18 protein-coding genes and 1 pseudogene are annotated in these 24,136 nt (G+C 74.3%); 9 read left to right on the forward strand and 10 right to left on the reverse strand.

All coding sequences use genetic code 11. From position 1 onward, the window contains the following. Nucleotides 1-19 precede the first annotated feature (19 nt). The 4 genes from Q8R60_07165 (at nucleotide 20) to Q8R60_07180 (ending at nucleotide 3,989) form a co-directional block, all read left to right on the forward strand. A complete protein-coding gene (locus Q8R60_07165) occupies nucleotides 20-1,390 on the forward strand; it encodes a branched-chain amino acid ABC transporter permease (protein MDP3712246.1) in 1,371 nt (456 codons plus the stop codon). Further along, nucleotides 1,387-2,472: an ABC transporter ATP-binding protein gene (locus tag Q8R60_07170; GenBank protein ID MDP3712247.1), complete on the forward strand. Its 1,086-nt coding sequence runs from the start codon at nucleotides 1,387-1,389 to the stop codon at nucleotides 2,470-2,472. Before Q8R60_07165 ends, Q8R60_07170 begins: the two co-directional genes overlap by 4 nt. Nucleotides 2,473-2,474: 2 nt before the next feature. Beyond that, nucleotides 2,475-3,191, forward strand: a complete 717-nt coding sequence (locus Q8R60_07175) for an ABC transporter ATP-binding protein (protein ID MDP3712248.1) — start codon at nucleotides 2,475-2,477, stop codon at nucleotides 3,189-3,191. Between the two features lie 162 nt (nucleotides 3,192-3,353). Then, nucleotides 3,354-3,989, forward strand: a complete 636-nt coding sequence (locus Q8R60_07180) for a GNAT family N-acetyltransferase (protein ID MDP3712249.1) — start codon at nucleotides 3,354-3,356, stop codon at nucleotides 3,987-3,989. Nucleotides 3,990-4,030: 41 nt separating this feature from the next. Here Q8R60_07180 and Q8R60_07185 read toward each other — a convergent pair whose 3' ends face one another. Further along, the gene (locus tag Q8R60_07185; GenBank protein ID MDP3712250.1) at nucleotides 4,031-4,438 is read right to left on the reverse strand and encodes a hotdog fold thioesterase; all 408 of its coding nucleotides are present in this window, start codon (nucleotides 4,436-4,438) and stop codon (nucleotides 4,031-4,033) included. Between the two features lie 24 nt (nucleotides 4,439-4,462). Here Q8R60_07185 and polA point away from each other — a divergent pair, with 24 nt between their 5' ends. Together polA and Q8R60_07195 are read left to right on the forward strand one after the other, a co-directional pair. Further along, nucleotides 4,463-7,186 (forward strand): DNA polymerase I, encoded by a 2,724-nt coding sequence (gene polA, locus Q8R60_07190; protein ID MDP3712251.1) that lies wholly within the window; start codon nucleotides 4,463-4,465, stop codon nucleotides 7,184-7,186. A 43-nt stretch (nucleotides 7,187-7,229) separates the two neighbouring features. Beyond that, the gene (locus Q8R60_07195) at nucleotides 7,230-7,790 is read left to right on the forward strand and encodes an AAA family ATPase (GenBank protein ID MDP3712252.1); all 561 of its coding nucleotides are present in this window, start codon (nucleotides 7,230-7,232) and stop codon (nucleotides 7,788-7,790) included. Here Q8R60_07195 and Q8R60_07200 read toward each other — a convergent pair. The 6 genes from Q8R60_07200 to Q8R60_07225 all read right to left on the reverse strand — a co-directional run bounded on the left by Q8R60_07200 (nucleotide 7,754) and on the right by Q8R60_07225 (nucleotide 14,562). Continuing rightward, a complete protein-coding gene (locus Q8R60_07200) occupies nucleotides 7,754-8,272 on the reverse strand; it encodes a MarR family transcriptional regulator (protein MDP3712253.1) in 519 nt (172 codons plus the stop codon). The genes Q8R60_07195 and Q8R60_07200 overlap by 37 nt on opposite strands. 10 nt (nucleotides 8,273-8,282) lie before the next feature. Then, nucleotides 8,283-9,566 carry an ABC transporter substrate-binding protein gene (locus tag Q8R60_07205; protein ID MDP3712254.1) on the reverse strand — a complete coding sequence of 428 codons (1,284 nt, stop codon included), beginning with the start codon at nucleotides 9,564-9,566 and terminating at the stop codon, nucleotides 8,283-8,285. A 23-nt stretch (nucleotides 9,567-9,589) separates the two neighbouring features. Then, on the reverse strand, nucleotides 9,590-10,438 hold the full coding sequence (locus Q8R60_07210) for an ABC transporter ATP-binding protein (GenBank protein ID MDP3712255.1): 849 nt from the start codon (nucleotides 10,436-10,438) through the stop codon (nucleotides 9,590-9,592). After that, nucleotides 10,435-11,241, reverse strand: a complete 807-nt coding sequence (locus Q8R60_07215; protein ID MDP3712256.1) for an ABC transporter ATP-binding protein — start codon at nucleotides 11,239-11,241, stop codon at nucleotides 10,435-10,437. The genes Q8R60_07210 and Q8R60_07215 overlap by 4 nt, the downstream gene beginning before the upstream one ends. Further along, nucleotides 11,225-13,135 (reverse strand): ABC transporter permease, encoded by a 1,911-nt coding sequence (locus tag Q8R60_07220; protein ID MDP3712257.1) that lies wholly within the window; start codon nucleotides 13,133-13,135, stop codon nucleotides 11,225-11,227. Before Q8R60_07220 ends, Q8R60_07215 begins: the two co-directional genes overlap by 17 nt. A 155-nt stretch (nucleotides 13,136-13,290) precedes the next feature. Next, complete coding sequence (locus Q8R60_07225; GenBank protein MDP3712258.1) at nucleotides 13,291-14,562, reverse strand: oligosaccharide flippase family protein; 1,272 nt, start codon at nucleotides 14,560-14,562, stop codon at nucleotides 13,291-13,293. Between the two features lie 42 nt (nucleotides 14,563-14,604). On the opposite strand from Q8R60_07225, the gene Q8R60_07230 reads away from it, so the two are divergent. Next, nucleotides 14,605-16,254 (forward strand): hypothetical protein, encoded by a 1,650-nt coding sequence (locus tag Q8R60_07230; GenBank protein MDP3712259.1) that lies wholly within the window; start codon nucleotides 14,605-14,607, stop codon nucleotides 16,252-16,254. Here the strand turns inward: Q8R60_07230 and Q8R60_07235 are convergent. Next, the gene (locus Q8R60_07235) at nucleotides 16,248-16,400 is read right to left on the reverse strand and encodes a hypothetical protein (GenBank protein MDP3712260.1); all 153 of its coding nucleotides are present in this window, start codon (nucleotides 16,398-16,400) and stop codon (nucleotides 16,248-16,250) included. The two genes, Q8R60_07230 and Q8R60_07235, sit on opposite strands and share 7 nt — an antisense overlap. A gap of 72 nt (nucleotides 16,401-16,472) precedes the next feature. Continuing rightward, entirely contained in the window at nucleotides 16,473-17,639 is a 1,167-nt protein-coding gene (locus Q8R60_07240) for a glycosyltransferase family 4 protein (protein MDP3712261.1), read from the reverse strand. Nucleotides 17,640-17,910: 271 nt separating this feature from the next. Between Q8R60_07240 and Q8R60_07245 the strand changes: the two genes are divergently transcribed. Further along, complete coding sequence (locus Q8R60_07245; GenBank protein ID MDP3712262.1) at nucleotides 17,911-18,690, forward strand: class I SAM-dependent methyltransferase; 780 nt, start codon at nucleotides 17,911-17,913, stop codon at nucleotides 18,688-18,690. Further along, nucleotides 18,687-22,961 carry an alpha-(1->3)-arabinofuranosyltransferase family protein gene (locus Q8R60_07250; protein MDP3712263.1) on the forward strand — a complete coding sequence of 1,425 codons (4,275 nt, stop codon included), beginning with the start codon at nucleotides 18,687-18,689 and terminating at the stop codon, nucleotides 22,959-22,961. Before Q8R60_07245 ends, Q8R60_07250 begins: the two co-directional genes overlap by 4 nt. A 34-nt stretch (nucleotides 22,962-22,995) precedes the next feature. Here Q8R60_07250 and Q8R60_07255 read toward each other — a convergent pair. Next, nucleotides 22,996-24,027, reverse strand: a pseudogene (locus tag Q8R60_07255) (acyltransferase). Nucleotides 24,028-24,136 lie beyond the last annotated feature (109 nt).

The following is a 24,136-nucleotide window of genomic DNA, read 5'->3' on the forward strand; positions in this document are numbered from 1 at the left end:
GCACCTCCAGGAGGACGGCGTGACCACCGCTCCCGCCCCGACGCCGAGCACCCCGTTCGGGGTGAACGACCTCAAGAAGCTCGGCACCGGACTCCTGCTCGGGCTGCTCGCAGCCCTGATCACCGGTCCGGTGCAGGGCACCGCCGACGCCCCGACTCGGGCCTTCCGCGGCGCCATCCTCGATGGCCGCGTGGTCCTCTACCTGCTGCTGGGCCTCGCCATCGGCGCGGTGCTCGTCGCCAAGGACCGCGGGCTGCTCGACAACCGCCTGCCGAAGGTGCAGCCCGTCGTCGCGGTCCAGAACGCGATGCGCAACGACCGTCGGCTGTTCTGGGCGGCGCTCGTCCTCGCAGCCCTGTTCGCAATCCTGTTCCCGCTGACGCTGGAGCCGTTCTGGCAGCGGGTCCTCGCGTCGCAGATCGCCATCTACGTGCTGCTCGCGCTCGGCCTCAACGTCGTCGTCGGCCTCGCCGGGCTGCTCGACCTCGGTTACATCGCCTTCTTCGCGATCGGCGCCTACACGACGGCCTACTTCACGGGCAAGCTCCCGGTCGAGCCGCCGTTCATCCTCAACCCGTTCTTCGTGGTGCCCTTCGCGGTGCTTATCGCGGCGCTGTCCGGCGTCGTGCTGGGCGGGCCGACGCTGCGGCTGCGCGGCGACTACCTCGCGATCGTCACGCTCGGGTTCGGCGAGATCGTCCGCATCCTGCTGGTCAACGGCGACAAGGCCCCGTTCACCGAGGCCAACATCACCAACGGGCCGCGCGGCGCCGCCGGCATCCCGCACCCCTCGATCGATCTGGGGTTCTGGAGCTACGACTGGAAGCTCGGGCAGCTGCCGTACTACTACCTGCTGCTCGTCGTGATCATCATCGTGGTGATCCTGTTCCGCAACCTCGAGGAGAGCCGGGTCGGGCGCGCCTGGACGGCCATTCGCGAGGACGAGGTCGCTGCCGGGGCCTCCGGCGTACCGACCGTGAAGTTCAAGCTGCTGGCGTTCTCCATCGGTGCGTCCACGTCGGGCCTCGCCGGTGTCTTCTACGCCACCAACATCGGCTTCATCGCCCCCGACCAGTTCCTGTTCCTCGCGTCCATCCTCGTGCTGACGATGGTCATCTTCGGCGGGATGGGCTCGATCATCGGCGTCATCGCGGGTGCCGCAGTCCTGCAGTGGCTGCCCAACGCCCTGCGCGACTACGTCGCCCCCGAGGACCGCTACATCTACTTCGGAGTGCTGCTCGTCATCATGATGATCTTCCGACCGCAGGGGCTGATCCCCTCCAAGCGCAGGGCCCGCGAGCTCAAGATGTCCGAGGCGGGCATCGGCGGCGCCGACTCCCTCGGCAGCCCGACCGGCACCGCCGGCAGCAGCAAGGGCGCGGCCACGTGAGCGCGCAGCCCGTCGAGTCCGCCGTCCCCGCGACGGCCGACAACGTCCTCGAGGTCAAGGGCGTCACGCTCCGCTTCGGCGGCCTCACGTCGCTCGACAACGTCACGCTCACCCACCAGCGCGGCCAGATCCTGTCGGTGATCGGCCCCAACGGCGCCGGCAAGACCTCGCTGTTCAACTGCCTCACCGGCGTCTACACGCCGCAGGAGGGCTCGGTCGTCTTCCGGCCCGACGCCGGCAAGGACCTCGAGGTCGTGGGCAAGAAGCCCTACGACGTCAACCGCATGGGCGTGGCCCGCACCTTCCAGAACATCCGCCTCTTCAACGCGCTCACGGCGCTGGAGAACGTCAAGATCGGCGTCGAGTCGCACCAGAAGACCGGGCCGGTCGGCGCGATGCTGCGCCTTCCGAGCGCCCGCAGGGACGAGCGCGAGAGCGACGAGGAGGCCTTCCGCCTGCTCGACTTCGTCGGCCTCTCGCAGCGCGCCAACGAGGTCTCGTCCTCGCTGCCCTACGGCGACCAGCGCCGCCTCGAGATCGCCCGCGCCCTGGGTACCCGTCCGAAGCTCCTGCTGCTCGACGAGCCTGCCGCCGGCACCAACCCGGCCGAGAAGCGCCAGCTCGAGGTCCTCATCCGCAAGATCGCCGAGACCGGCATCAGCGTCCTGCTCATCGAGCACGACATGCGCCTGGTCATGGCGGTCGCCGCGCACGTCGTGGTCCTCAACTTCGGTCAGGTGATCGCCTCCGGCCGACCCGAGGAGGTCCAGCGCGACGCGAAGGTCGTCGAGGCCTACCTCGGCGGTGGCGACGCCGCGACCGACGCCGCCACAGGAGCCGCGGTCAACGCCCGCACCGCGGCGCTGGCCGACGGCTCCGGTGACGACACGCCGCCGCCTGCCAAGCGCACCTCGCCGGCCACCGCCGCCAAGAGCGGACGGTCCACGGCTGCTGCCGTCAAGGCTCCCGCGAAGAAGGCGGCCGCGGCGAAGGCTCCCGCGAAGAAGGCGGCCGCGGCGAAGGCCCCCGCTGCGAAGGCCCCCGCGAAGAAGGCTGCCCCGGCCCCGAAGAAGAAGGCGTAGAGATGCTCCTCGAACTCGACGATGTCCAGGTCAAGTACGGCGCGGTCGTGGCCCTCAAGGGCATCAGCCTGTCGGTGGAGCAGGGCGAGATCGTCACGCTGCTCGGTGCCAACGGTGCCGGCAAGACGACGACCCTGCGCACCATCTCCGGCCTGCTGCGGCCCTCCCACGGGCAGGTCCGCTTCGAGGGCAAGCCGATCGGCAAGGTCCCCGCGCACGAGATCGTCTCGCTGGGCATCGGGCACGTCCCCGAGGGCCGTCGGGTCTTCCCGATGATGTCGGTGACCGAGAACCTCGAGATGGGCGCCTACCAGCGCAAGGGCGGCAACAAGAAGGTCATGGAGCACGTCTTCGACCTGTTCCCCGTCCTCGGCCAGCGCAAGAGCCAGGACGGCGGCACCCTGTCCGGTGGCGAGCAGCAGATGCTCGCGATCGGCCGGGCGCTCATGAGCCAGCCCAAGGTGCTGCTGCTCGACGAGCCCTCCATGGGCCTCGCCCCGCTGATCGTCGCGAAGATCTTCGAGATCATCAAGACGGTCAACGACGAGGGCACGACCGTCCTGCTGGTCGAGCAGAACGCCGCGCAGGCGCTCAAGCTTGCCGCTCGCGGCTACGTCCTCGAGACCGGTTCGATCGTCATGAGCGACAACGCCGACACGCTGCTGACCGACGACCGCGTGCGTGCCGCCTACCTCGGTGAGGAGATCGGCGCGGCCTGACGACCGGGCTCGGGCAGGGCCCGGGGGCACCCGGCCGGAGGCGCTACGCTGCGGCCTCCGGACCGACCAGCCCAGTGCCGCGCTGCGAGCCCGGAGTGCTCACCCAGCCTGCCGGCGCCGCCGGCGGGAGCACCCGCACCATCTCCCCCCGGAGGCACTGCCATGGTCCGTCGCGCGGTGCGCATCCGGACGGCGGTCGAGACCGACCTCCCGGCACTGCTCGACTTCGGTGACGAGCTGCGCGACCAGCTGCTGCCGGTCGCCGAGGGCGCGAACCGGGCCGCGGCGCGCGGCGTCGCACGCAACATGGCGGCCCGCTCGGGCCTCGCGACCCGCTACCTCGACGCGATCGCAGACCCCGGGCGCCACCTCGTGCTCGCCGTCGGGCCGGAGGACGAGCCGCTCGGGATGGCGCTGTTCACGGTGACGTCGGCCAACGCGCTGCTCGACCTGCCCGCCGTCCACATGAGCCACGCCGTCGTCCCTGACCGGCACCGCCGCCGCGGTGTCGGCAAGGCGCTCGTGGCGGCCTGCGCGACCTTCGCCGAGGAGCGCGGCCTCGACCAGGTCGTCGTGTCGGTCCACCCGGGCTCGCGCGAGGCCAACCGCTTCTTCGCCCGCCTCGGCTTCGCGCCGCTCGCCGTGCGCCGGGTCGCGCCGGTCGCGGTGGTGCGCCGGCAGCTCGCCACGCTCGGTGAGCTCTCGCCCGCCGACCACGTCGTACGCCAGCTCCGTCGCCCCATCCGGCGGCCGACGCGGGCCGTCGCCCCGCTCGGGCCCAGCGACCCCGACGCGTAACCGACGCGTAACCGACCCGGGGCCGACCCTGCGTCGGGCCGTCAGCTCCGGGGCTGGAGCACCAGGCAGGTCAGCCGTGCGGTGCACAGCCGGGTGCCGGCCTCGTCGGTGATCGTCGTCTGCGACGTCACGAGCGTGCGACCGGCTGACACCACCTCGCAGGTCCCGGTGACCGTGCCCGACGTCGCGGAGCGGTGGTGGGTGGCGTTCATGTCGACCCCGACGACCTGCCTGCCCTCGCCGGCGTGGACCGCGGCGAGGACCGAGCCGAGCGTCTCGGCGAGCGCGATCGAGGCGCCGCCGTGCAGCAGGCCGAAGGGCTGGCGGTTGCCCTCCACCGGCATCGTGGCGACGACCCGGGTGGGGCCCACCTCGAGGAAGACGACACCGAGCTTGTCGTTGAGCTCACCCATCGTCGCGGTCATGAACTCCCGCAGGTCGTCCGTCACAGCTGCTCCCTAGACTCAGGCCTCGTGGCAGCCAAGCAGATCGACTCGAGCCCCGCGACACCGCGTCTGCTGCTGCTGGACGGCCACTCGCTGGCCTACCGCGCCTTCTTCGCGCTGCCGGTCGAGAACTTCAGCACCACGACGGGGCAGCCCACCAACGCGGTCTACGGCTTCACCGCGATGCTCATCAACGTCCTGCGCGACGAGGCGCCCACCCACGTCGCGGTCGCCTGGGACCTCCCGCAGCCGACCTTCCGCCACGAGGCCTACGCGGGCTACAAGGCCACCCGCTCGGAGACCCCCTCGGACTTCAAGGGCCAGGTGTCGCTCGCGCAGGAGGTGCTCGACGCGCTGCGGATCCGCTGCGTCAGCGCGCCGGGCTTCGAGGCCGACGACGTCATCGCGACGCTGGCCACGCAGGCCGAGCAGCAGGGCATGGACGTCCTGATCGTCACCGGTGACCGCGACAGCTTCCAGCTCGTCAGCGACAGGGTGACCGTCCTCTACAACTCCCGCGGGGTCAGCGACATGCGCCGCATGACGCCGTTGTCCGTTGAGGACAAGTACGGCCTCACGCCGCTGCAGTACCCCGACTTCGCGGCGCTGCGCGGCGACCCCAGCGACAACCTCCCCAACATCCCGGGCCTCGGGGAGAAGACCGCGACCAAGCTCATCCAGCAGTACGGCGACCTCGACGGCCTGATCGCGCACGTCGACGAGGTCAAGGGCAAGATCGGTGACAGCCTGCGGGCCCACGTCGCCCAGGTCGTGCAGAACCGCGGCCTCACCGAGCTGCGCCGCGACGTGCACCTCGACGTGCGGCCCGAGGAGCTCACCGTCGGGCAGTGGGACCGCGACGAGGTCCACAAGGTCTTCGACGCCTTGCAGTTCCGGGTCCTGCGCGAGCGGCTCTACGCCACCCTGTCGGCCGTCGAGCCCGAGGCCGACCAGGGCTTCGAGGTCGACGCCCGGGTGCTGGCCCCCGGCGAGGTGGCCGGCTTCCTGGCGGGCCTGCCGGCAGCGGTCCGGGTGGGCGTGCACGTCCGAGGTCACTGGGGCCGCGGCACCGGTGACGCCCACGGCCTGGGCCTCGCGGCGGAGTCGGCCCCCGAGGGCGAGACCCGCGAGGGGGCCGCCGGCTACGTCGACCTCGAGCAGGCCAGCCCCGAGGACGAAGCCGCGCTGGGGGAGTGGCTCGCCTCCGACCACCAGAAGGCGTTCCACGACCTCAAGGGCCCGCTGCTCGCGCTCGGTGCCCGGGGCTGGGCCGTCGGCGGGGTCACCTCCGACACCGCGCTCGCGGCGTACCTCGCCCTGCCCGGTCAGATGTCGTTCGACCTCGCCGACCTCTCCCTGCGCTACCTGCGCCGCGAGCTGCGCGCCGAGGCCGAGGACGACGGCCAGCTCACCCTCGACGGTGACGACGAGGGTCCCGACGCGACCGCCGCCCATGACGCGGTCCTGCGCGCGCAGGCCGTCGCCGACCTCGCGGTCGCGCTCGACGCCGACCTCGAGCGGCGCGGGGGCACCGGCCTGCTGCGCGACCTCGAGCTGCCGCTGGTGTGGGTGCTCGCCGACTGCGAGCGCACCGGCATCGCGGCCGACGTCGACCAGCTCACCGAGCTCGAGACGCGGCTGCGCGAGCAGGTCAAGTCCGCGGCGGAGGCGGCCTACGACACGGTCGGCCACGAGTTCCACCTCGGCAGCCCCAAGCAGCTGCAGACGCTCCTGTTCGACGAGCTCGGCCTGCCGAAGACCAAGAAGATCAAGACCGGTTACACCACCGACGCCGACGCGCTGCAGGGCCTGATCGGCACGCACCCGGTCATCGAGGCGCTGCTGCTGCACCGCGAGATGACCCGGCTGCTCATGGTCGTCGAGAAGCAGCTCCTGCCGACCGTCGCCGACGACGGCCGCATCCACACGACCTACAAGCAGATGGTCGCGGCGACCGGCCGGCTGTCCAGCGACAACCCCAACCTCCAGAACGTCCCGATCCGCACCCCGCAGGGCCGCGAGATCCGCCGCGGCTTCGTGCCGGGTCCGGGCTTCGAGGCGCTCATGACCGCCGACTACAGCCAGATCGAGATGCGGATCATGGCGCACCTCTCCGACGACGCGGGCCTCAAGGAGGCCTTCAGCACCGGTGAGGACCTGCACACCTTCGTCGCCTCCCGCGCCTTCGGGCTGCCCGTCGACCAGGTCGACCCGGAGCTGCGCCGCCGGGTCAAGGCCATGAGCTACGGCCTGGCCTACGGCCTGTCCGCCTACGGCCTCGCGCAGCAGCTGCAGATCACGCCCGACGAGGCCAAGGAGCAGATGACGGCCTACTTCGAGCGCTTCGGTGGCATCCGCGACTACCTGCGTGACGTCGTCGACCAGGCCCGCAAGGACGGCTACACCTCGACGATCCTCGACCGCCGGCGCTACCTCCCCGACCTCACCAGCGACAACGGCCAGCGCCGCAGCATGGCCGAGCGGATGGCGCTCAACGCTCCGATCCAGGGCTCCGCGGCCGACATCATCAAGCTCGCGATGCTCGGCGTCGCCCGCGAGCTGAAGGCCCAGGGACTGTCGTCACGGCTGCTGCTCCAGGTCCACGACGAGCTCGTCCTCGAGGTCGCGCCGGGGGAGCGCGAGACCCTGGAGGCCCTGGTGCGCAAGGAGATGGGCGGCGCCTACCCGCTCTCGGTCGCGCTCGACGTCTCGGTCGGCGTCGGCCCGACCTGGGACGACGCGGGCCACTGAGACCTACGACGCCGAAGGGCCTCCGCGTCGTACCGTGGCTGACGTGCAGCGGGTCCTCGTCGTCGGTCAGAGCGGCTCCGGCAAGACGACGCTCGCGCGACTGCTCGCAGCCCGGCTCGGGGTCGCGCACGTCGAGCTCGACGCGCTCTTCCACGGCGCGGGCTGGCAGCCGCGACCGTCCTTCGAGACCGACGTCGACGCCGCGACGACGGGGCCGCGGTGGGTGGTCGACGGCAACTACGGCGCGGTGAGGGACCTGCTCTGGGCGCGGGCGGACACCGTGGTGTGGCTCGACCTGCCGCGCTGGCTCACGACGTCGCGCGCGCTGAGGCGGTCGGTCGCGCGGGCTGCCCTGCAGGTGCCGCTGTGGAACGGCAACCGCGAGCGCTGGTCGACGATGCTGAGGGCGACCCACCCGGTGCGGTGGTCGTGGCAGACCCACGCGCGCCACCGCGCGGAGTACGCGCAGCGCCTCGCCGACCCGCGCTGGTCAGGGCTGCAGGTCGTGCGGCTGCGGACCCGCGCCTCGGTGCGAGCGTGGGAGGGCCGGTTCGCGAGCAACCCGCCTCAGTCGACCGAGCCTCCAGCGGCACCTGCGGCCTGACGCCCGTCGCGCTGGGCGGGGACAGCCCCGTCGACGTCGCGCAGCAGCCCCACGACTCGCTCGAGGTGCGCCGCGCAGGTCGCGAGCTCGAGGTCGGACAGCGGCGCCAGTGCGCGGTCGAGGTGGCGCACCTGGGCACTTGCCACCAGGGCCGCGGTGCGCCGCCCCTGCGCGGTGACGTGGACCAGGCTGACCCGGCCGTCGGCCGTGCTGCGGCGTCGCTGCAGCAGCCCGTCGGCCTCGAGCCCGGCGACCAGGCGCGCGGTGGCACCCGGGTCGTGCCGGGTGCCCCGCGCGAGCTCGCCCATCGGCAGCGGTCCGTGCTCGACGACGTGGTCAAGCACGCTGACCGCCTGCTGCGGCAGCGCCAGGCCGACGGTGGCCATGCGGAGCGCGAAGCCGCGTCGGCTGGCGGACAGCCGCAGCAGCAGCGTCAGTGACTGGCGGAGCGACTCGCGGCTGGCCTCGCGCTGCGCGGCCACGGTCGGTGCCTCAGCCGGCCGTGTAGGGGACGAACTCGGCGCCCTCGCAGGTGAAGCCCGTGGCCGGCATCACGCGCTGGTACTTCCCGCCCTTGATCTCGGCGAGCATCCAGCAGGTCGCGGGCTCCTGGTCGCCGGGGTTGGACGGGGCCAGCAGGCCGGCGGCGTCGAACTCCTTGGTCTCGATGAGCGCCTTGACGACGTCCTCGGGCTTCGCGCCACCGCCACCGGCCGCTGCGCGGGCCTGGCTGTAGAGCATGCCCGCGGCCCACGCGTTGGCGCCGAACAGGTCGGCCTTGGCGCCCGGGTGGACCTTCTGGAGCCACGTCAGGTAGTCGTCGACGCCCTTGCTCGCGGTGCGGTCCTCGCCGAGGAACATCGCCGTCGACAGCGGCACGAGGACGCCCTCGGCGGCAGCCGGGTCGGCCACGCTGAAGAAGTTCCCGTCGTACGCCGGGGTGGACGTGATGACCTCGGGCCGCCAGCTCTGCTGCTTGGCGTCGTCGAGGATGCGCGCGATCGTCTCGATGTTGAAGCCGTCGAGGCTGAGCCACTTCACGCCGGCCGAGCGCATCTTGATCACGTCGGCGGTGTAGTCGGTCTGCACGTCGATCTGCACCTCACGGGTGAAGGCGACCTTGCCGCCGATCTTCGTCAGGCCCGCGACGAGCTGCTTGGCCGAGAAGGCCGTGCGGGTGTTGACGAGCACTCCCAGCTTCTCGACCGCCCCCGGGTGGTCCTTGGCGATCTGCTTGAACGCGCCGATGGACTGGCCCGGCGGGCGCGGCGCAGGCGTGAGGACCGTCGCGATCGAGGCGAGGGTGGGGTCGAGCTGCTGGAAGACCGCGGGCAGCTTGGGGAACTTCGGCAAGACATCGGCGGCGCACCCGTCGATCGCCGAGATGCTCCCGACGAAGGCCTCGACCTTGGGGGCCATCGCCTCGTAGGCCGAGCGGGTCGCGTTGCAGTCGATCTTGGAGTCGGCGGTGACCAGCTCCAGGGGCCGGCCGTCGATGCCGCCCTCGCTGTTGACCTTGGCGACGTAGGCCTCCATCGCCTGGCGCGCGCCCTTGAACAGGCCCGTCACGGGCCCGGTGAGGTCGACGATGTTGCCGATGAGGATGGGGGTCCCCTCCGTGTTGGAGGTGACCGTCGGTCCCGGCTCGTCGGTCGGTGACGCCTGCTTGGCGGACTCGCCGCCGCTGCAGGCGGTGAGGACGAGCGCAGTCGCGGCGAGCACGGCGCTGCCGCGGACCGCCCTCGTAGACCGGGAGGGCTTCTGGTGGTGCGACACGGGATCTCCTTCGACCAGGGGTGTCAGCGGGGGAGCGGGACGTGCGGGACGGACGGGACGTGCGGGACGTTCTGCGGGGCGGGTGCGCCGGACGGTGCGCCGGACGAGGAGGCGAGGTAGGCGTCGTCCACGAGGTCGCGCACCTCGTCGGGAGTGCCGGCGGCGCGGACCCTGCCGCCGGCAAGCACCACGGCGGTGTCGGCGACCTCCAGGGCGGTGCGCGCGAACTGCTCCACGAGCAGCACCGGAGTGCCCTCCTGTGCGACCTGCGCGACCAGGGCGAACAGCTCCGCGACGACCACGGGTGCGAGGCCCATGCTGATCTCGTCGAGCAGCAGGACGTCGGGACCGGTCGTGAGCGCGCGGCTCATGGCGAGCATCTGCTGCTCCCCGCCGGACAGCGTGCCGGCGAGCTGCCGCCGGCGCTCGCGCAGCCGGGGAAAGCGGACGTAGGCCTGCTCCTCGACGTCGGCCCGGCGGACGCCGGGGCGGTGCGTCCACATCCGGAGGTTCTCGGCAACCGTGAGGTTGGGGAAGACGCCCCTGCCCTCGGGCACGCTGCACAGGCCGGCGCGCGCGAGCCGCTCGGGACTGGTCCGGACCTGCGGGCCCTGCACCGCCTTGCCTCGCACGAGCACGGTGCCCGAGGACGCGACGGTCCGCCCGCTGGCGACCCGCAGCAGCGTGGTCTTGCCGGCACCGTTGGGCCCGAGCAGCGCGACGACGCCGCGGGCCGGCACGACCAGGTCGACCTCGTGCAGCACCTGGACGCGGCCGTAGCCGGCGCTCACGCCGCGCAGCTCGAGAGCGGGCTGTCCCTCGGCCCCTTCCCTGCCGGTGCGCGGCGTCGGCAGGGTCGCGGCCCGGCTCACAACATCACCTGCTCACGGTCCGGCGCGGCGGTGACCGGGGGACCGGCCGGGCGACCGGCCGGGGGGCCCGCCGGTGGGGCGGCTCCAAGGTAGGCGTCCTGCACGCGCGGGTCCGCCTGCACCTCGGCGGGGGAGCCCTGGGCGAGCACCTGCCCGAAGTCGAGGACGGTGACGGTCGTGCAGACCCGCATGACGAGCTCCACGTCGTGCTCGACCAGCAGCACCGCGGTGCCCTGTGCGGCGACCTCGAGCAGCAGGTCACCGAGGTCGCGGGTCTCGGACTCGTCGAGGCCCGACCCCGGCTCGTCGAGCAGGAGCGTGCTGGGCCTCGTGGCGAGCGCGCGGGCCAGCTCGAGCAGGCGGGCGCTGCCGGTCGGGAGCTCGGCGGCGGCCGTGTCGGCCAGGTGTCCCAGGCCGGTGCGCTCGACCAGGGTGTCGGCGACCTGGCGGGCACTGCCGCGACCACTGCCGGACACACTGCGCCAGCCGCGCTCGACCTCGGCGGCCAGCAGGACGTTGTCGCGCACGCTCAGCGAGCCGAAGACCTCGAGGCGCTGGAAGGTGCGGCCGAGCCCGCGCCGGGACCGCTGGCCGGGGCCGAGGCGGGTCACGTCGCGACCGTCGAGGACGACGCACCCGGTGCGGGGGCGCTGCAGCCCCGTCGCGACGTTGAACAGCGTCGTCTTGCCGGCCCCGTTGGGGCCGATCAGCCCGGTGACCAGGCCGTCGGCTGCCTCGAGCGTCACGCCCCTGAGGGCGGAGATGCCGCCGAAGCGGACCGTCACATCATCGACCCGCAGCACCGGCGAGCACCTCCTCCTTGTCGGGGACCGCTGTGGTCGTCGGCGGGGTCTCACGCACGGGCCGGTGCCGACGGACCGAGTCGAGGAAGCTGCCCACGACGCCGTTCTGCTGGGAGCCCAGGCCGATCGCGCCGAGGCCCACGAGCAGCGGCACGACCCCCTGCACCGAGCCCAGGGCGTCCTGCAGGAGCGGGCCGAGCTCCAGGAAGACCCCGGCGAGCAGGACGCCCGTGACGGTGCGCACCCCCCAGATCACGGCCAGGAGGAAGAGGGTCAGGCTGAGCACCAGCCCGAAGTCGGTGTTGCCGATGGCCCCCTGCTGGCCGCCGAGCAGGGCGCCGCCCAGTCCGGCCAGCCCGGCCGACAGGGCGAAGACGCCGAGCTTGGTCGCGCGGACACCGACGCCGATGGTCGCGGTGCCGGTCGGGCTGTCGCCCATCGCGACGAGCCGCCGGCCCATCGTCGAGCGCCGCAGCGCGAGCACGCCGCAGCCGCAGACGGCGAACGCGGCGCACACCGCGACGAGGTAGGCGCGGTCACCGGCGAGGGACAGGCCGAGGTCGGGGCGCGGGACGCGCAGCGACAGCGAGTTGCCCATCACCGAGGCGTTGCTGAAGAAGGCGTCCTCCATGGCGTAGGCGAACGCCAAGGTCGCGAGGGCGAGGTAGAGACCGCGCAGCCGCAGGGCCGGCAGGGCCACGAGCGCGCCCACCGCGGCCGGGACGAGGACGGCAGCGGTGAGGGCGAGGGCCGACCCCGACCCGCCGTCCACGCGGGCCATCGTCACGGCGCCGATGCCCGCGAAGGTGAGCTGGCACAGGGAGACCTGGCCGCCGTACCCGGTCAGGGGCACGAGGCTCAGCAGGATCAGGCCGACCGCGACGCCGTGCGTGAGGGTGTCGACCCGTGGACCGGGCAGGGTGACGGCTGCGACCGTGGCCAGGGCCAGGAAGACCGCTGCGACGACCAGCGACTCCCTGCCACCGGCCACGCGTGGAGCCCGCAGCGTGGCCGGCCGTCCGGCCCGCAGCCGGGCCTGCGGGAGCACGAGCAGAGCGAGGAAGAGGAAGACCATCGGGATCACGGGCTGCACCTGGCTGAGCCAGTCCAGGGTGAGGTAGCCGACGGCCATGGCCTGGACGACGCCGAGCAGCACGCCACCGACGAAGGTCAGCGGCAGGTTCGTGAGCCGCCCGACCACGGCGGCCGCGTAGCCGTTGATGACGAGCAGCGTCAGGGACACCGCGTCGAGCTGGACCTGGGAGGCGAGCAGGATCCCTGCCAGGGCGGCGAGCGAGGACCCGAGACCCCACCCGAGCATGCTGACCCGGCCGGGGGAGGCGCCGGCCAGCGCGGCGAGCTCCCGGTCGTCGACGACCGCCCGCATCGTGACCCCGGTGCGGCTCAGGTGCAGGAACGCCCACAGGCCGAGCGACACGGCCACCGCGGTGCCGACGATGACCAGCTGGTGGGCGGTGAGCACGACACCCAGCACGGTCACGTCGTTGCCGAGGAAGAAGGGCGGCAGTCGGTGCGGGTCGGTCGGGTCCCACACGGTGTGGGTGAGCCCGATGAGCAGCAGCAGCAGGCCGATCGTGACCGTGAGGGTCACCTCGAGCGGGGCTCCGGACAGGCGGCGCAGCAGCAGCCGCTCGACCGCGATCCCGAGCAGTGGCGCCAGCACGAGCACGACCAGGACGAGGGCTGCCGGCGCGGCGAGGCCCCGCCAGACGCTGAGCTCCCAGTAGGCGAAGGCCCCCACCATGCCGATGGCGCCGTGCGCGAAGTTGAAGACCCCGGAGGTCGTGTAGGTGACGACGAGCCCGCAGGCCGTCAGGGCGTAGACGCAGCCCATCACCAGTCCCGCCACGCCGAGCGCGAGGAACGTGTCCACGTGGCCCCGTCCTGTCCGGTGGTCCTGCCGGGTGTTGCGTGCCGATGTCAAGCACGTGGCCGAAGTGTGTGACCCACGTCATGGGCCGTCCACCGACCAGGCCGGAAACAGTCACAAGGGACTACTCGCGCCAGACGTCCGGCCAGGAGGTGGGATCAGGTACGACGGGAGCGCACGACCAGGGCGACCGTGAGCAGCACGGCGACCGCTGTGGCGACGGCGATGACGGGACCGGGCGACCGCGGGTCGACGGTGAGGATGACGGCGGCCTCGACGGGCAGCGCGAGCAGCAGCACCCGGCCGGGCAGGGGGTCGCGCGTGGCTATCGCGCGGTAGACCAACAGCTGCACGACCGACAGCGCTCCGCCCTGCAGGACGAACAGGGGGGCGAGCGGCGCGAGCGAGCCGTAGCTCTCACCGAAGGTCAGCTCCAGAACAGGCCGCGCCAGCAGGGCCGCCCCTGCGACCTCCAGCAGCGTCAGCCCGACGACGACGAGCACCGCGCGCCGCAGCACGGCCCGGCCGGCATCGGGCTCCGACAAGCGCGGGAAGACGACGACGGCGACCACCTGCGGCAGCCAGAACGCCGCCTTGGCGCAGACGGCGCCGACGCTGTAGCGGCCGGACTCGTCGCCCGGAAGCACGTTGCGCGCCAGCAGCAGGTCGAGGTTGGCCAGTGCGAGCAGGGCAAACAGGCCGCTCGCCGCCGCCGCTCCCTCGCGCAGCCCGGGCAGCTGCAGGGGCGACCTCGGGCTAGGGGAGCCCCCGCGGGCGACCAGGGCCAGGGCCAGGCCGGCCGCCACTGCGGTCCCCAGCGCGAGGGCGGCCAGCACCGCCGCCGGGTCGCCGTCGATCGCGAGCGGCATCAGGCCCACGGCCTTGCCCACCGCCTGCGCGCAGATGACGAGCGCCAGCGCCCCGAAGCGCTCGGCTCCCTGAAGCAGGCCCATGGCGGCGGAGAGCACGGCGAGGGGCAGCAGCCCGGCGGCGACCCAGAGGGGGCCGGCGACCCCGACGTGGAGGAAGGCCGCGACGACGGGGGCCGTCAGGGCGGCGAGGCCCGACACGACGGCGCCCGTCGCACAGGCCCGGACCAGCAGCGCCCGCTCCCGCGGGCCAGGCGTCTCGCGTGCGGGCCGGCGCGCGACCGAGCGGGCGACAACGGCCTGCAGCGCGAGTGCGGGCACCGAGGCGACGAGCAGGACTCCCAGCAGGGCGTTGAGCTCGCCGTAGCCGTTGGCGTCCAGCGCGCGTGAGGCGGCGACGGCCAGCAGGTAGCCGATGACGTTGACCAGGGTGAGAGCCGGCGCGACCAGCCCGCCGCTACGGGCCAGGGAGCGGCGCCCGTCCTGCGTGCCGGGGTCGACCAGGGCCGCCGAGTCCGCCGAGGTGGGGACGAGGACGACCGCGGGCGGGTGGTCCTCCACGCCTGCAGCGTGACACAGCGGGGGTGCCGTAGGTTCGAGGACGTGCCGCTGTCGCGCGTGAGCTCGCGACTGGGGCTCCTCGCGGGCGTGGCTCTCGCGCTGCTCCTGCTCGCACCCCTGCTGGGTGCGGACCACGTGCTCGTGCGCGACATGGTCTTCGTGCCGCGGCAGCCGCTGACGAGTGCGCTGCTCGGCCTCGACGGCGTGCCGAGGGCGGTGCCGAGCGACCTGCTGGTCGCGCTCGCCGGACGGGTCGTCCCGACGGGCTGGCTGCAGGACCTCGTCCTTGTCGGCATCGTCGTGACGGCGGCGTGGGGAGCGGCGCGGCTGGTGCCGTCGACGGCACCGGTCGCCGCGCTCACGGCGGCCACGGCGTACGCCTGGTCGGCCTATCTCCATGAGCGCCTGCTGCTCGGTCAGTGGGCGCTGCTCGTCGGCTGGGCGGTCCTGCCGTGGGCGGCCCGCGCGGCGCTGGACTGGCGTCGCGGGGAGCCGGGGTGGCGCGCGGTCGCCTGCCTGGCCGTCGCGGCCTGCGGAGGTGCGTCCGCCGGACTGCTCGTCGGGCTCGTGGTCGTGGTCTGCGGGCGTCCCGTGCGCGCGCTCACCGCCACGGCGCTGGTGTCGCTGCCGTGGGCCCTCCCCGCGCTGCTCACGCCGTCCGGGCTCTCCGGTGGCGACCCTGCCGGCGTGGCCGCCTTCGCCAGCCGGGCGGACACGCCGCTCGGGGTCGTCGGGAGCCTGCTGACCGGTGGTGGGGTCTGGGCGCCGGCTGCGGTCCCCCCGGGTAGGACGGCCGGGCTGGCGGCAGCCGTCGTCGTCCTGCTGCTCGCCGCCGCCGGCGGACGGGCGCTGCTCACCGGCCTCGGCCCGCGGCTGCCCATGGTCGCGGCCGTGGGGCTGCTGCTGGCGTTGCTCGGTCGGCTGCCTGGCGTCGCGGACGCGCTGCGCTGGGCCGTGGTGCACGTCCCGGCCGCCGGGCTGCTCCGCGACGGGCAGAAGTGGCTCGCCCCGCTGGTGCTGCTCGTCGCGGTGGCCGCCGGGTGCGGAGCGGCAGCTGTCCTGGAGCGGCTGCGTGCGCCTCGCACGCGGGTCGCCGCGGGCGCCCTCGCGGTCCTGGCGCCGCTGGCCGCGCTGCCGGGTGCGGCATGGGCGGAGGGCGGCCGGCTGACGACGAGCAGCTACCCCGCCGACTGGGAGGCGGTGACGGCCCGGGCCGGCGACGGACCGGTGCTCGTGCTGCCGTGGGGCGCCTACCGGGCCTTCCCGTGGACCGGGGACCGCACCGTGCTGGACCCGGCGCCCCGCTTCCTGCGCGGCCGCGCGGTCGTGGACGACGACCTGCCGCTGTGGACCGGCTCGGTGCGCGGCGAGGACCCGCTGGCCGACCGGCTCGACGCAGTCGTCAGCTCAGGCGGGCCGCTGCTGGGCGTGCTGCGCGCCGAGGGCATCACCCAGGTGCTGCTCGAGCGCACTCCACGCGGCGTCGACCTCGCCGCCGAGCAGCGCCGGCTGGTCGGTCTGCAGCCGGTCGTCGAGACGCCCGAGCTGGTCCTGCTCGACGTGCCCGGAGCCGTCGCCCGGCCCGCCGACCGACCGCCCCTCGGGCCGGTCGTGGCGGGCGACGTGCTCGCGGTCCTGCTGGGCGGGCTGGCCGCCGGACAGGTGGTCCGGGGAGCCCGTCGGGCTCACTGACCCGCGTCGTAGACCGCCGCGGGGTCCTGGCTGACGGTCGTGTCGGTGGCGCTGCCGCTGGGGGCGCCGCCCTGCGTGACGACGACGCCGGCCGTGGCGGCGCCGGCGAGGACGAGTCCGGCGATGATCGTGGCGATGGTGTCCATGGTGCGTTCTCCTGTGCTCGGTGGTGCGTGAGGGGCGGTCAGGTCGGTCGGGTCGGTCGGAATCCGGTCGGGTCAGCGCGGGGGAAGGACCTCGGAGAACGCGCTGGCCGTGGCGCGCCAGGTGAAGCGGGCGGCGTGGGTGCTCGCGCCGGCCCCGAGCCGGCTGCGTAGCGGCGCGTCGAAGAGCAGCGTGCGCAAGGCATCGCGCAGGCCGGCGTGGTCGTCGACGAGCAGGCCCGTGGCGCCGTCCACGATGGACTCCGCGAGGCCGCCGGCGCCGCGGAAGGCTACTGAGGGGGTCCCGTGGGTCCCGGCCTCGACGACCGACAGCCCCCATCCCTCCTTGAGCGACGGGACGGCGTGGACCCACGCGCGGGCGAGCAGGTCGGCCTTCTCCTGCTCGGTCACCCGGCCGTGCAGGTGGACGACGCCCTCGAGACCGAGCTCGGCGACGCGGGTGCGCAGCGCGGGCAGCCAGTACCCGTCACCGGCGACCTCGACCTGCAGGCCGGGGATCTCGTGGCGCAGCGCGGCGGCGGCCTCGAGGACCAGCTCGACGCGCTTGTGGGGGACGACGCGTCCCAGGACGGCGATGGTGGGCACGGGTGCTCGACCGGTGGTGGTCGGCAGCGCGGGGGAGGTGCCGTTGTGCACGACCGTGATGCGCTCGCGGTCGACGCCGAGCCCGGTCAGCTCGTCGCGCGTGACCTCCGACACCGCGACGTAGCGGCACCGACGGTTGACCCGCGGTGCGAGCCAGGACTCGAGCCACCAGCCCACGCGGGCGCCCAGGCGACCGAAGACGACGGGCCACTGCTCGCGGTGCACGTGGTGCACGAGGACGACGACCGGTCGACGGGTCCACAGGCTGGCGAGGAAGGGCACTCCGTTGTGGACCTCGACGACGCTGCCTGAGCGGCCCAGTCGGCCGAGCAGCATGAGCACCGCGGCCCAGGCGTAGACGCTGAGGCGGTTGCCGCGCCGGACGTAGCGCACGCCGTTCTTCACCTCGTCGCGGGGGGCGTTGCGGTGCGCCGCGCAGAAGAAGGTGACGTGGTCGCCGGCAGCGGCGAGCCGGGCGGCGACCTGCTCGACGTAGAGCTCGGAGCCACCGCCCTCGGGGTTGGCGAGGTCGCGCCAGTTGAGGATGAGCACGTCGCGGCCGGCGGGCGGCGCGGTCGGGCGGACGGAGGGGCGGCGGGGCGACGGGACGAGGTCAGCTAGCGGCGCGTCGGGCACGGGGAGGGGTCGCTCCGCGTGCGCCGAGCCCGAAGTCAGGGAGCTCGTGGTGCGCGTGGTCACGCTGGTCTCGGGTCCTCTCGTCGCACGGCCGGGGCTCCTGTCCGTGCTGGGTCGGGTCGTGCCGCGTGCGGTGCACCGGCGTTGCACCAGCCTCCGTCAGTGGGACGCTCTTGGACATGGCCCGACGGGACCATCCTGAGGTGGTCCTTTTAGGCGGTACCGGGACGATGTGGGCAGGACGGGACGGTCGGGCCGTAGGGTCGCGGGCGTGGTGACGCCGGGTGAGCAGACGTCCGTCGGAGCGGAGCCGCTGCCGCCGCTCGGCTCGCTGGCCCGCAGCCGGGCGCTGTGGAGCGCCTACGGCTACGAGCAGAGCGACCCAGCCCGCTTCTACTCGCTGCTCGCCCGCGACAGCGCGCGCCAGGTGGCCAGCTACGCCGACCTGACGGGTGCGCTGCTGCTCGACGTCGGAGGTGGCCCCGGCTACTTCGCCGACGCCTTCCGGGCCCTCGGCGCGCACTACGTCGGCCTCGACGCCGATGCGGGGGAGCTGTCCCTGCACGGCCGTGACGTCGCGGCGGGCACGGTCCTCGGGAGCGGGCTCGCGCTTCCCTTCCGGGACGGCGCCGTGGACGTCTGCTACTCCAGCAACGTCCTCGAGCACGTCGCGCAGCCGGTGGTGATGGCCGACGAGATGGTGCGGGTGACCCGGCCGGGCGGCGTGGTCTTCCTGTCCTACAACAACTGGCTGGCCCCGAACGGCGGCCACGAGACCGCGCCCTGGCACTACCTGGGCGGCCACTTCGCCGCCGAGCGCTGGGCCCGTCGTCACGGGCAGCGCCCGAAGAACGACTACGGCCACTCGCTGTTTCGCACCTCGGTCGCCCAGATGCTGCGGTGGAAGGACGAGCGGGTCGCAGCGGGCGTCGTCGAGGTCGTCGAGGTCCTCCCGCGCTACCACCCGCGGTGGGCGTCCTGGGTGGTGCGCGTGCCCGCGCTGCGCGAGGTCGCGACGTGGAACCTCGCCCTGGTGCTGCGCCGCCGGTGACCGAGCCACCGCGGCCGGCAGCACCCGGCTCCGGCGCCGTCGAACGCCTGCGCGTCGCGGTCGCCTGCCTGGTCCTGACCGCGGTGGTCGCCCGTCAGGAGGGCGGCCGGGTCGTCGGTGACACCAAGCTCGACCTCACCGCCGACCCGCTGGGCCTGCTGGCCCGGGCCCTGCACCTGTGGGACCCCGAGGGCGGCGCCGGTCAGCTGCAGAACCAGGCCTACGGCTACCTGTTCCCGCTGGGCCCGGTGATGCTGGCGCTGCAGTCGGCCGGCGTCCCCGACTGGTTCGCGCAGCGGCTGTGGCAGGCGCTCGTGCTGTGCGTCGCCCTGCTCGGCGTGCGCGCGCTCGCAGAGCGCCTCGGCATCGGGACGCCGTCGACCCGGCTGCTCGCCGGGCTGGCCTACGCGCTCGCGGCCCGACCCGTGTCGCAGCTGGGTGCCATCAGTGTCGAGGTCTGGCCCTACGCGCTCGCTCCCTGGGTGCTCGTGCCGCTGGTCACCGGTGCCCAGCGGGGGAGTCCGCGCCGTGCCGCGGCCCTGTCGGGCCTCGCGGTCCTCCTCGTCGGTGGCGTCAACGCCGCGGCGACGCTGGCCGTCGTACCCCTCGGCGTGCTCTGGATCGCGCTGCAGCCACCCGGTCCTCGTCGCCGCAGGCTCGCGGCCTGGTGGTCGGTGTCGCTCATCGGCGCGACCGCCTGGTGGCTCGGGCCGCTGCTGGTGCTCGGGCGCTACTCGCCACCGTTTCTCGACGTCATCGAGTCCGCGGCCACGACCACCCGCCAGACCGGTCTGTGGTCGGTCCTCACCGGCAATGACCTGTGGCTGCAGTACCTCGCGCTCGGTGCGCCGGCCCGCCCGGCCGGTCACCTGCTCGTCACCGAGGCCGCGCTGGTCGTCTGCTCGACAGCGGTGGCCGCGCTCGGGCTGGTCGGTGTCCTGCACCGCCGCACACCGCACCGCGCCTTCCTCGTCGGAGGTGTGCTGCTCGGCCTGCTCGTCGTCGGTGCCGGCCACGTCGGGGACCTCGACGGTCCGTTCGCGGCCGTGGAGCGCGACCTGCTCGACGGGGCGCTGTCGCCGTTGCGCAACGTCCACAAGTACGACCTGCTCCTCCGGCTCCCGCTGGCGCTCGGTCTCGCGGCAGCCGCGGCCACGGTGCGCCGGCCGCTCCGGCACCTCGGGCGAGGTCGGGTGCCGCGGGCCGCGACCCGGCCGGTCGCGGTGCTCGCGGCCCTCGCGATCGCGGGAGCGGCCACCCCCGCGCTGACGTCGCTGCAGCCGACGGGATCGCACCAGGGCGTGCCCGGCTACTGGCGCGACGTCGCCGAGTGGCTCGCCGACGCCGAGCCCGGACCAGCTCCCGCGCGGGCGATGGTCGTGCCGGCCGCACCCTTCGGCAACAACGCCTGGGGCCGCACCGGCGACGAGCCGCTGCAGGTGCTCGCGCGCTCGCCCTGGGTGGTCCGCGACGCAGTGCCGCTCGGCGGGCCGGGCGTGACCCGGGTGCTCGACGCGGTCGAGGAGGCGCTGCGCTCCGGCCGCGGCTCGCCCGCGCTGGCCGCCTACCTGGCGCGGGCCGGTGTGCGCCACCTCGTGGTGCGCAACGACCTCGACACGACAGCGAGCGGCGCGACCCGACCGCTGGTCGTCCATGCCGCGCTGGCCGCGTCGCCGGGCCTGCGGCGGGTCGCCGTGTTCGGGCCCCCGGTGGGCGCCGGCTTCGGCACGGGCAGCCAGGTGTACGACGCAGGGCTGTCCCCGACGTACCCCGCCGTCGAGGTCTTCGAGGTCCTCGACGGCGACGGGGTGGTGGCCGTCGAGTCGTGGTCGCGGGCCGGCACGCAGCGGGTCTCGGGCGGCCCCGAGTCGGTCCTCCCGCTGCTCGAGACCGGTGCCCTCGCGGTACGCGGCGCCGTCCGCCTGGCGGGCGAGCCGGAGCTGCCCGGGGAGCAGAGCGAGCTCCGCACGGTCACTGACGGCTACCGCGACCGCGAGGTCGACGTCGGTCGAGCCAGCGACGGCCCGTCCGCCACGCTCGGCGGGGGGAGCGGGCGGCGGCTCGAGCGACCGGTCGCCGACTACCTCCCCCTGCCGGTGGGTCCGACGCGCACGACCGCCGTGGTCACGGGCGTGACGGCGGTCCTCGCCTCGTCCTCGGCGTCGGACGCCGACGCGTTGCTGCTGCGCGGCCGCGACCACCACTCGGCCGCCGCCTTCGACGGCGACGGCGCGACGACCTGGGCGACGGGCGGAGTGGTCCCGGTCGGGCAGTGGGTCGAGGCCCGCTTCCCCCGCACGACCCTGACCGCCGTCGAGCTCACCGCGCCGCTGCTCGCCGGGGCCGCTGCCGTGCCGTCTCGCGTCCGCGTCACCACCGACGACGGCAGCACCGAGGTGCCGCTTGCCGGCGGGACGACCAGGGTCGGCCTCGGCGGGTCGACAACGCGGCTGCGACTCACGATCACGTCCGTCACCGGCGCGGGGAGCTCCGGCCTCGGCGTCAGCGCCCTCGAGGGCCGGTTGCTGACCGGCGACGGGGACCTGCTGGCCAGCCGGGCCCTGCGTGTGCCGGCCGATGCCGCCGTGCTGACCGGCGGTCGCCCCGCTGCGGGCCCGGCGTCGTTCGTGCTCTCGGCCGGCCGCCGCGACCGTGCGGGCTGCCTGCTCGTCGGCGACCGCCCGACCTGCTCGCCGGCGCTCCCGCTCGACGACGAGGACGACGAGGCTGTCGACCGCGTCCTCACCGTCGACGAGGCGGCCTTGCTCGGGGTGGCGCTGCGCGGGCGGGCACGGGGCGGCGAGGCCCTCGACGCCCTGCTGCAGCAGGGTCAGCCGATCACCGCCCGGGCCAGCAGCCGGGCCGTCGCCGACCCGGCCGCGCGTCCCGCGGCGGTGCTCGACCGTGACTTCCGCACCGCGTGGTCGGCCGCGCCCCTCGACCCCGACCCCATCGTGGTGCTGGAGCTGCCGACCGCCCAGCGGATCACCGGCGTCACCGTCGTCGTCGACCCCTTCCTGCCGGCCTCGCGCCCGCGCTCGGTCTCCGTCCGCGTCGACGGCGGGCCGGTGCGCACCGCGGCGCTCACCCCGGCCGGCGAAGGGGTCGTCCCGGCCGCGGTGGGGCGTCGCGTCGAGATCGGCTTCCCCGACGTCGAGCGCCGCACGAGCATCCGCCCGGACGGGCTCGTCGAGGAGTTGCCGGTGGGCGTGACGGAGCTCCGGCTGCTGGGCCCGCCCCGCGACCTGCGGCAGTCGGTGCCCGCGGACCGACCGCTCGCCCTGCCGTGCGGGCAGGGCCCAGCGGTCGCCGTCGATGGAGCGCTGCGGGTCGTCACCCGGGTCACGACGACCGTCGGCGACGTCCTCGCCGGCCGCGACGTGACGGTGCTCCCCTGCGGGGGCGGCCCGCTCGAGCTGTCCGCCGGGGAGCACCGGGTGCAGGCGGCGCGCACCGCCACGGTGCAGGTCACCGGGCTCGTCCTCACCGACCTGGCGCGCGGGGCCCCGACCGTGGCTGCGGACCGCGTCGACGCGGTGCGCAGCTGGGGTCCCGTCCGCCGCTCCCTCGACGTGGCGGCCGGTCCCGAGGCCTGGCTGGTCGTGCACGAGGCCTTCAACGAGGGGTGGACCGCGCGCCTCGGGGACGAGCGCCTGCGGCCCGTGCGGCTCGACGGGTGGCAGCAGGGCTTCCTGCTGCCGACCGGCGGTGGTCAGGTCGTCCTCGAGTTCGCACCCGACCGGCCCTACCGCCTGGCGCTGCTCGGCGGCGCGGCGCTCGCGGTGTGGCTCGTGCTGCTGGCCGCGGTGCGGCCGAGGCGCCCCGCTCCCGACCTGCGCCTCGACGCACGCCGCCGGCGGTGGCCCGGGCTGCTCCTGGCCGCGGTCGCGGTGCCGATCGTCGGGGGACCGGCCGGTGTGGTGGCCGGGCTCGGGGCCGCCGCCCTGGTCCGCCTCGGCGGCTGGCGGCTCCTCACCCCCCTCGGAGTGGCGGGCCTCGTGGCCGCGGGCAGCCTGGTGGCCCTGGAGCCCTGGCCCGGTCGGGCCCTCGTCGCGGCACCCGCGCAGGCCTGTGCGCTGCTCGCCGTGGCAGCGCTGGCCGTCAGCCTGTGGCGACCGGCCCCTGCCCTGCCGTCCCCCGACCCTCGCCCGGACCAGGGCCAGGACCCCGAGCCCCAGGCCGATCCCTCGTCCGACCCGGACCCCGGCCGCGCAGCCGCATCGCCGGCTCCTCCACGGCCCGCTGCAGGGCCCACGACACCGCCAGGGTGACCCCGACCGTCACGGCGAGCACGGTCCAGAACCGCCCGGTGAAGAAGCCGATCTCCAGGCCGTCGAAGACGAGCGCCAGCACGACGAGGTGCAGGAGGAAGATGCCGTAGGAGATGCGCCCCAGCCAGGCCACCGGCCGGCTGGTTAGCAGTGCGCCGACCGCTCCGGTGGACCCTTTCCCGGGTGCCGCCGCCGCCGTGGCGGGCAGGACGAGCAGCACCGCAGCGGCGCCGTAGAGCAGCGTGCGCGAGAGCGTCTCGCTCGGGGTCAGCAGTGCCAACCCGTAGGGGCCGGTCAAGGGCGTCGTCGCGACCGCGAACAGTGCCGCCGCACCCACCCAGCAGGTCGTGCCGTCGCCGGCCAGGTCGCGCAGCCACGGCACGCCGCTCGCCGACAGGGCCGCCAATCCCATGCCCAGCCCAAACCAGTCCGCGTGCCCCGGCAGCCAGTAGCCGGCGTGCGGTGGGAGCAGGTCGTGCGCGACCGCCGCCTGCCAGCCAAGACCCACACCGACCATCAGCCCGCACAGCCGGAGCTGGCTGCGCAGGGTCCGGCCGGCGAGCCGGCCCAGCAGCGGCAGTGCCAGGTAGAAGGTGACCTCGGTCGCGAGCGACCACATCTGGGTGAGGCCAGCGGGGAGGCCGCTCTCGACGTAGACCTGGGTCAGGGTCAGCTGCCGCACCCAGTCGACCGCTGTGAGCCCGTCGTTGGCCGGCAGCAGCAGCAGCGCCGCCAGCACGGCCACCCAGTAGCCGGGGAGGACCCGCAACGCGCGACGCCAGAGGTAGGGGACGACGGCGGGCAGCGGAGCACCGCGCAGCGCCGCCACCGCCTGCGGGCGGTGGAGCAGGAAGCCCGACAGCACGAAGAAGACGGCCACCCCGATGTCGAGGCGGGCCAGGGCGGCCCGGGCCGGACCGGAGACGGCCTCGCCGGTCTGGAAGCCCACGTGGGTCAGCACGACCGCGAGGGCAGCCACCGCGCGGACGCCGTCGAGCGCCGGGAAGCGCTCGGGGGAGCTGACCCGACCCACGACCGGAGCCGGACCGCGTGGGGCGGTCGACATGTCTGGGCTGTCCAAATCTGGTCCTTTCGGGCCATGGCGTGCGGGCGGGTCTCGCTTGAGACTGGCATGCAACGAAGCAGCACCCTGCGTCCGTGCTCAAAGAGGAGAC

It is taken from the genome of Mycobacteriales bacterium, from assembly GCA_030697205.1.
GTDB lineage: Bacteria > Actinomycetota > Actinomycetes > Mycobacteriales > SCTD01 > JAUYQP01.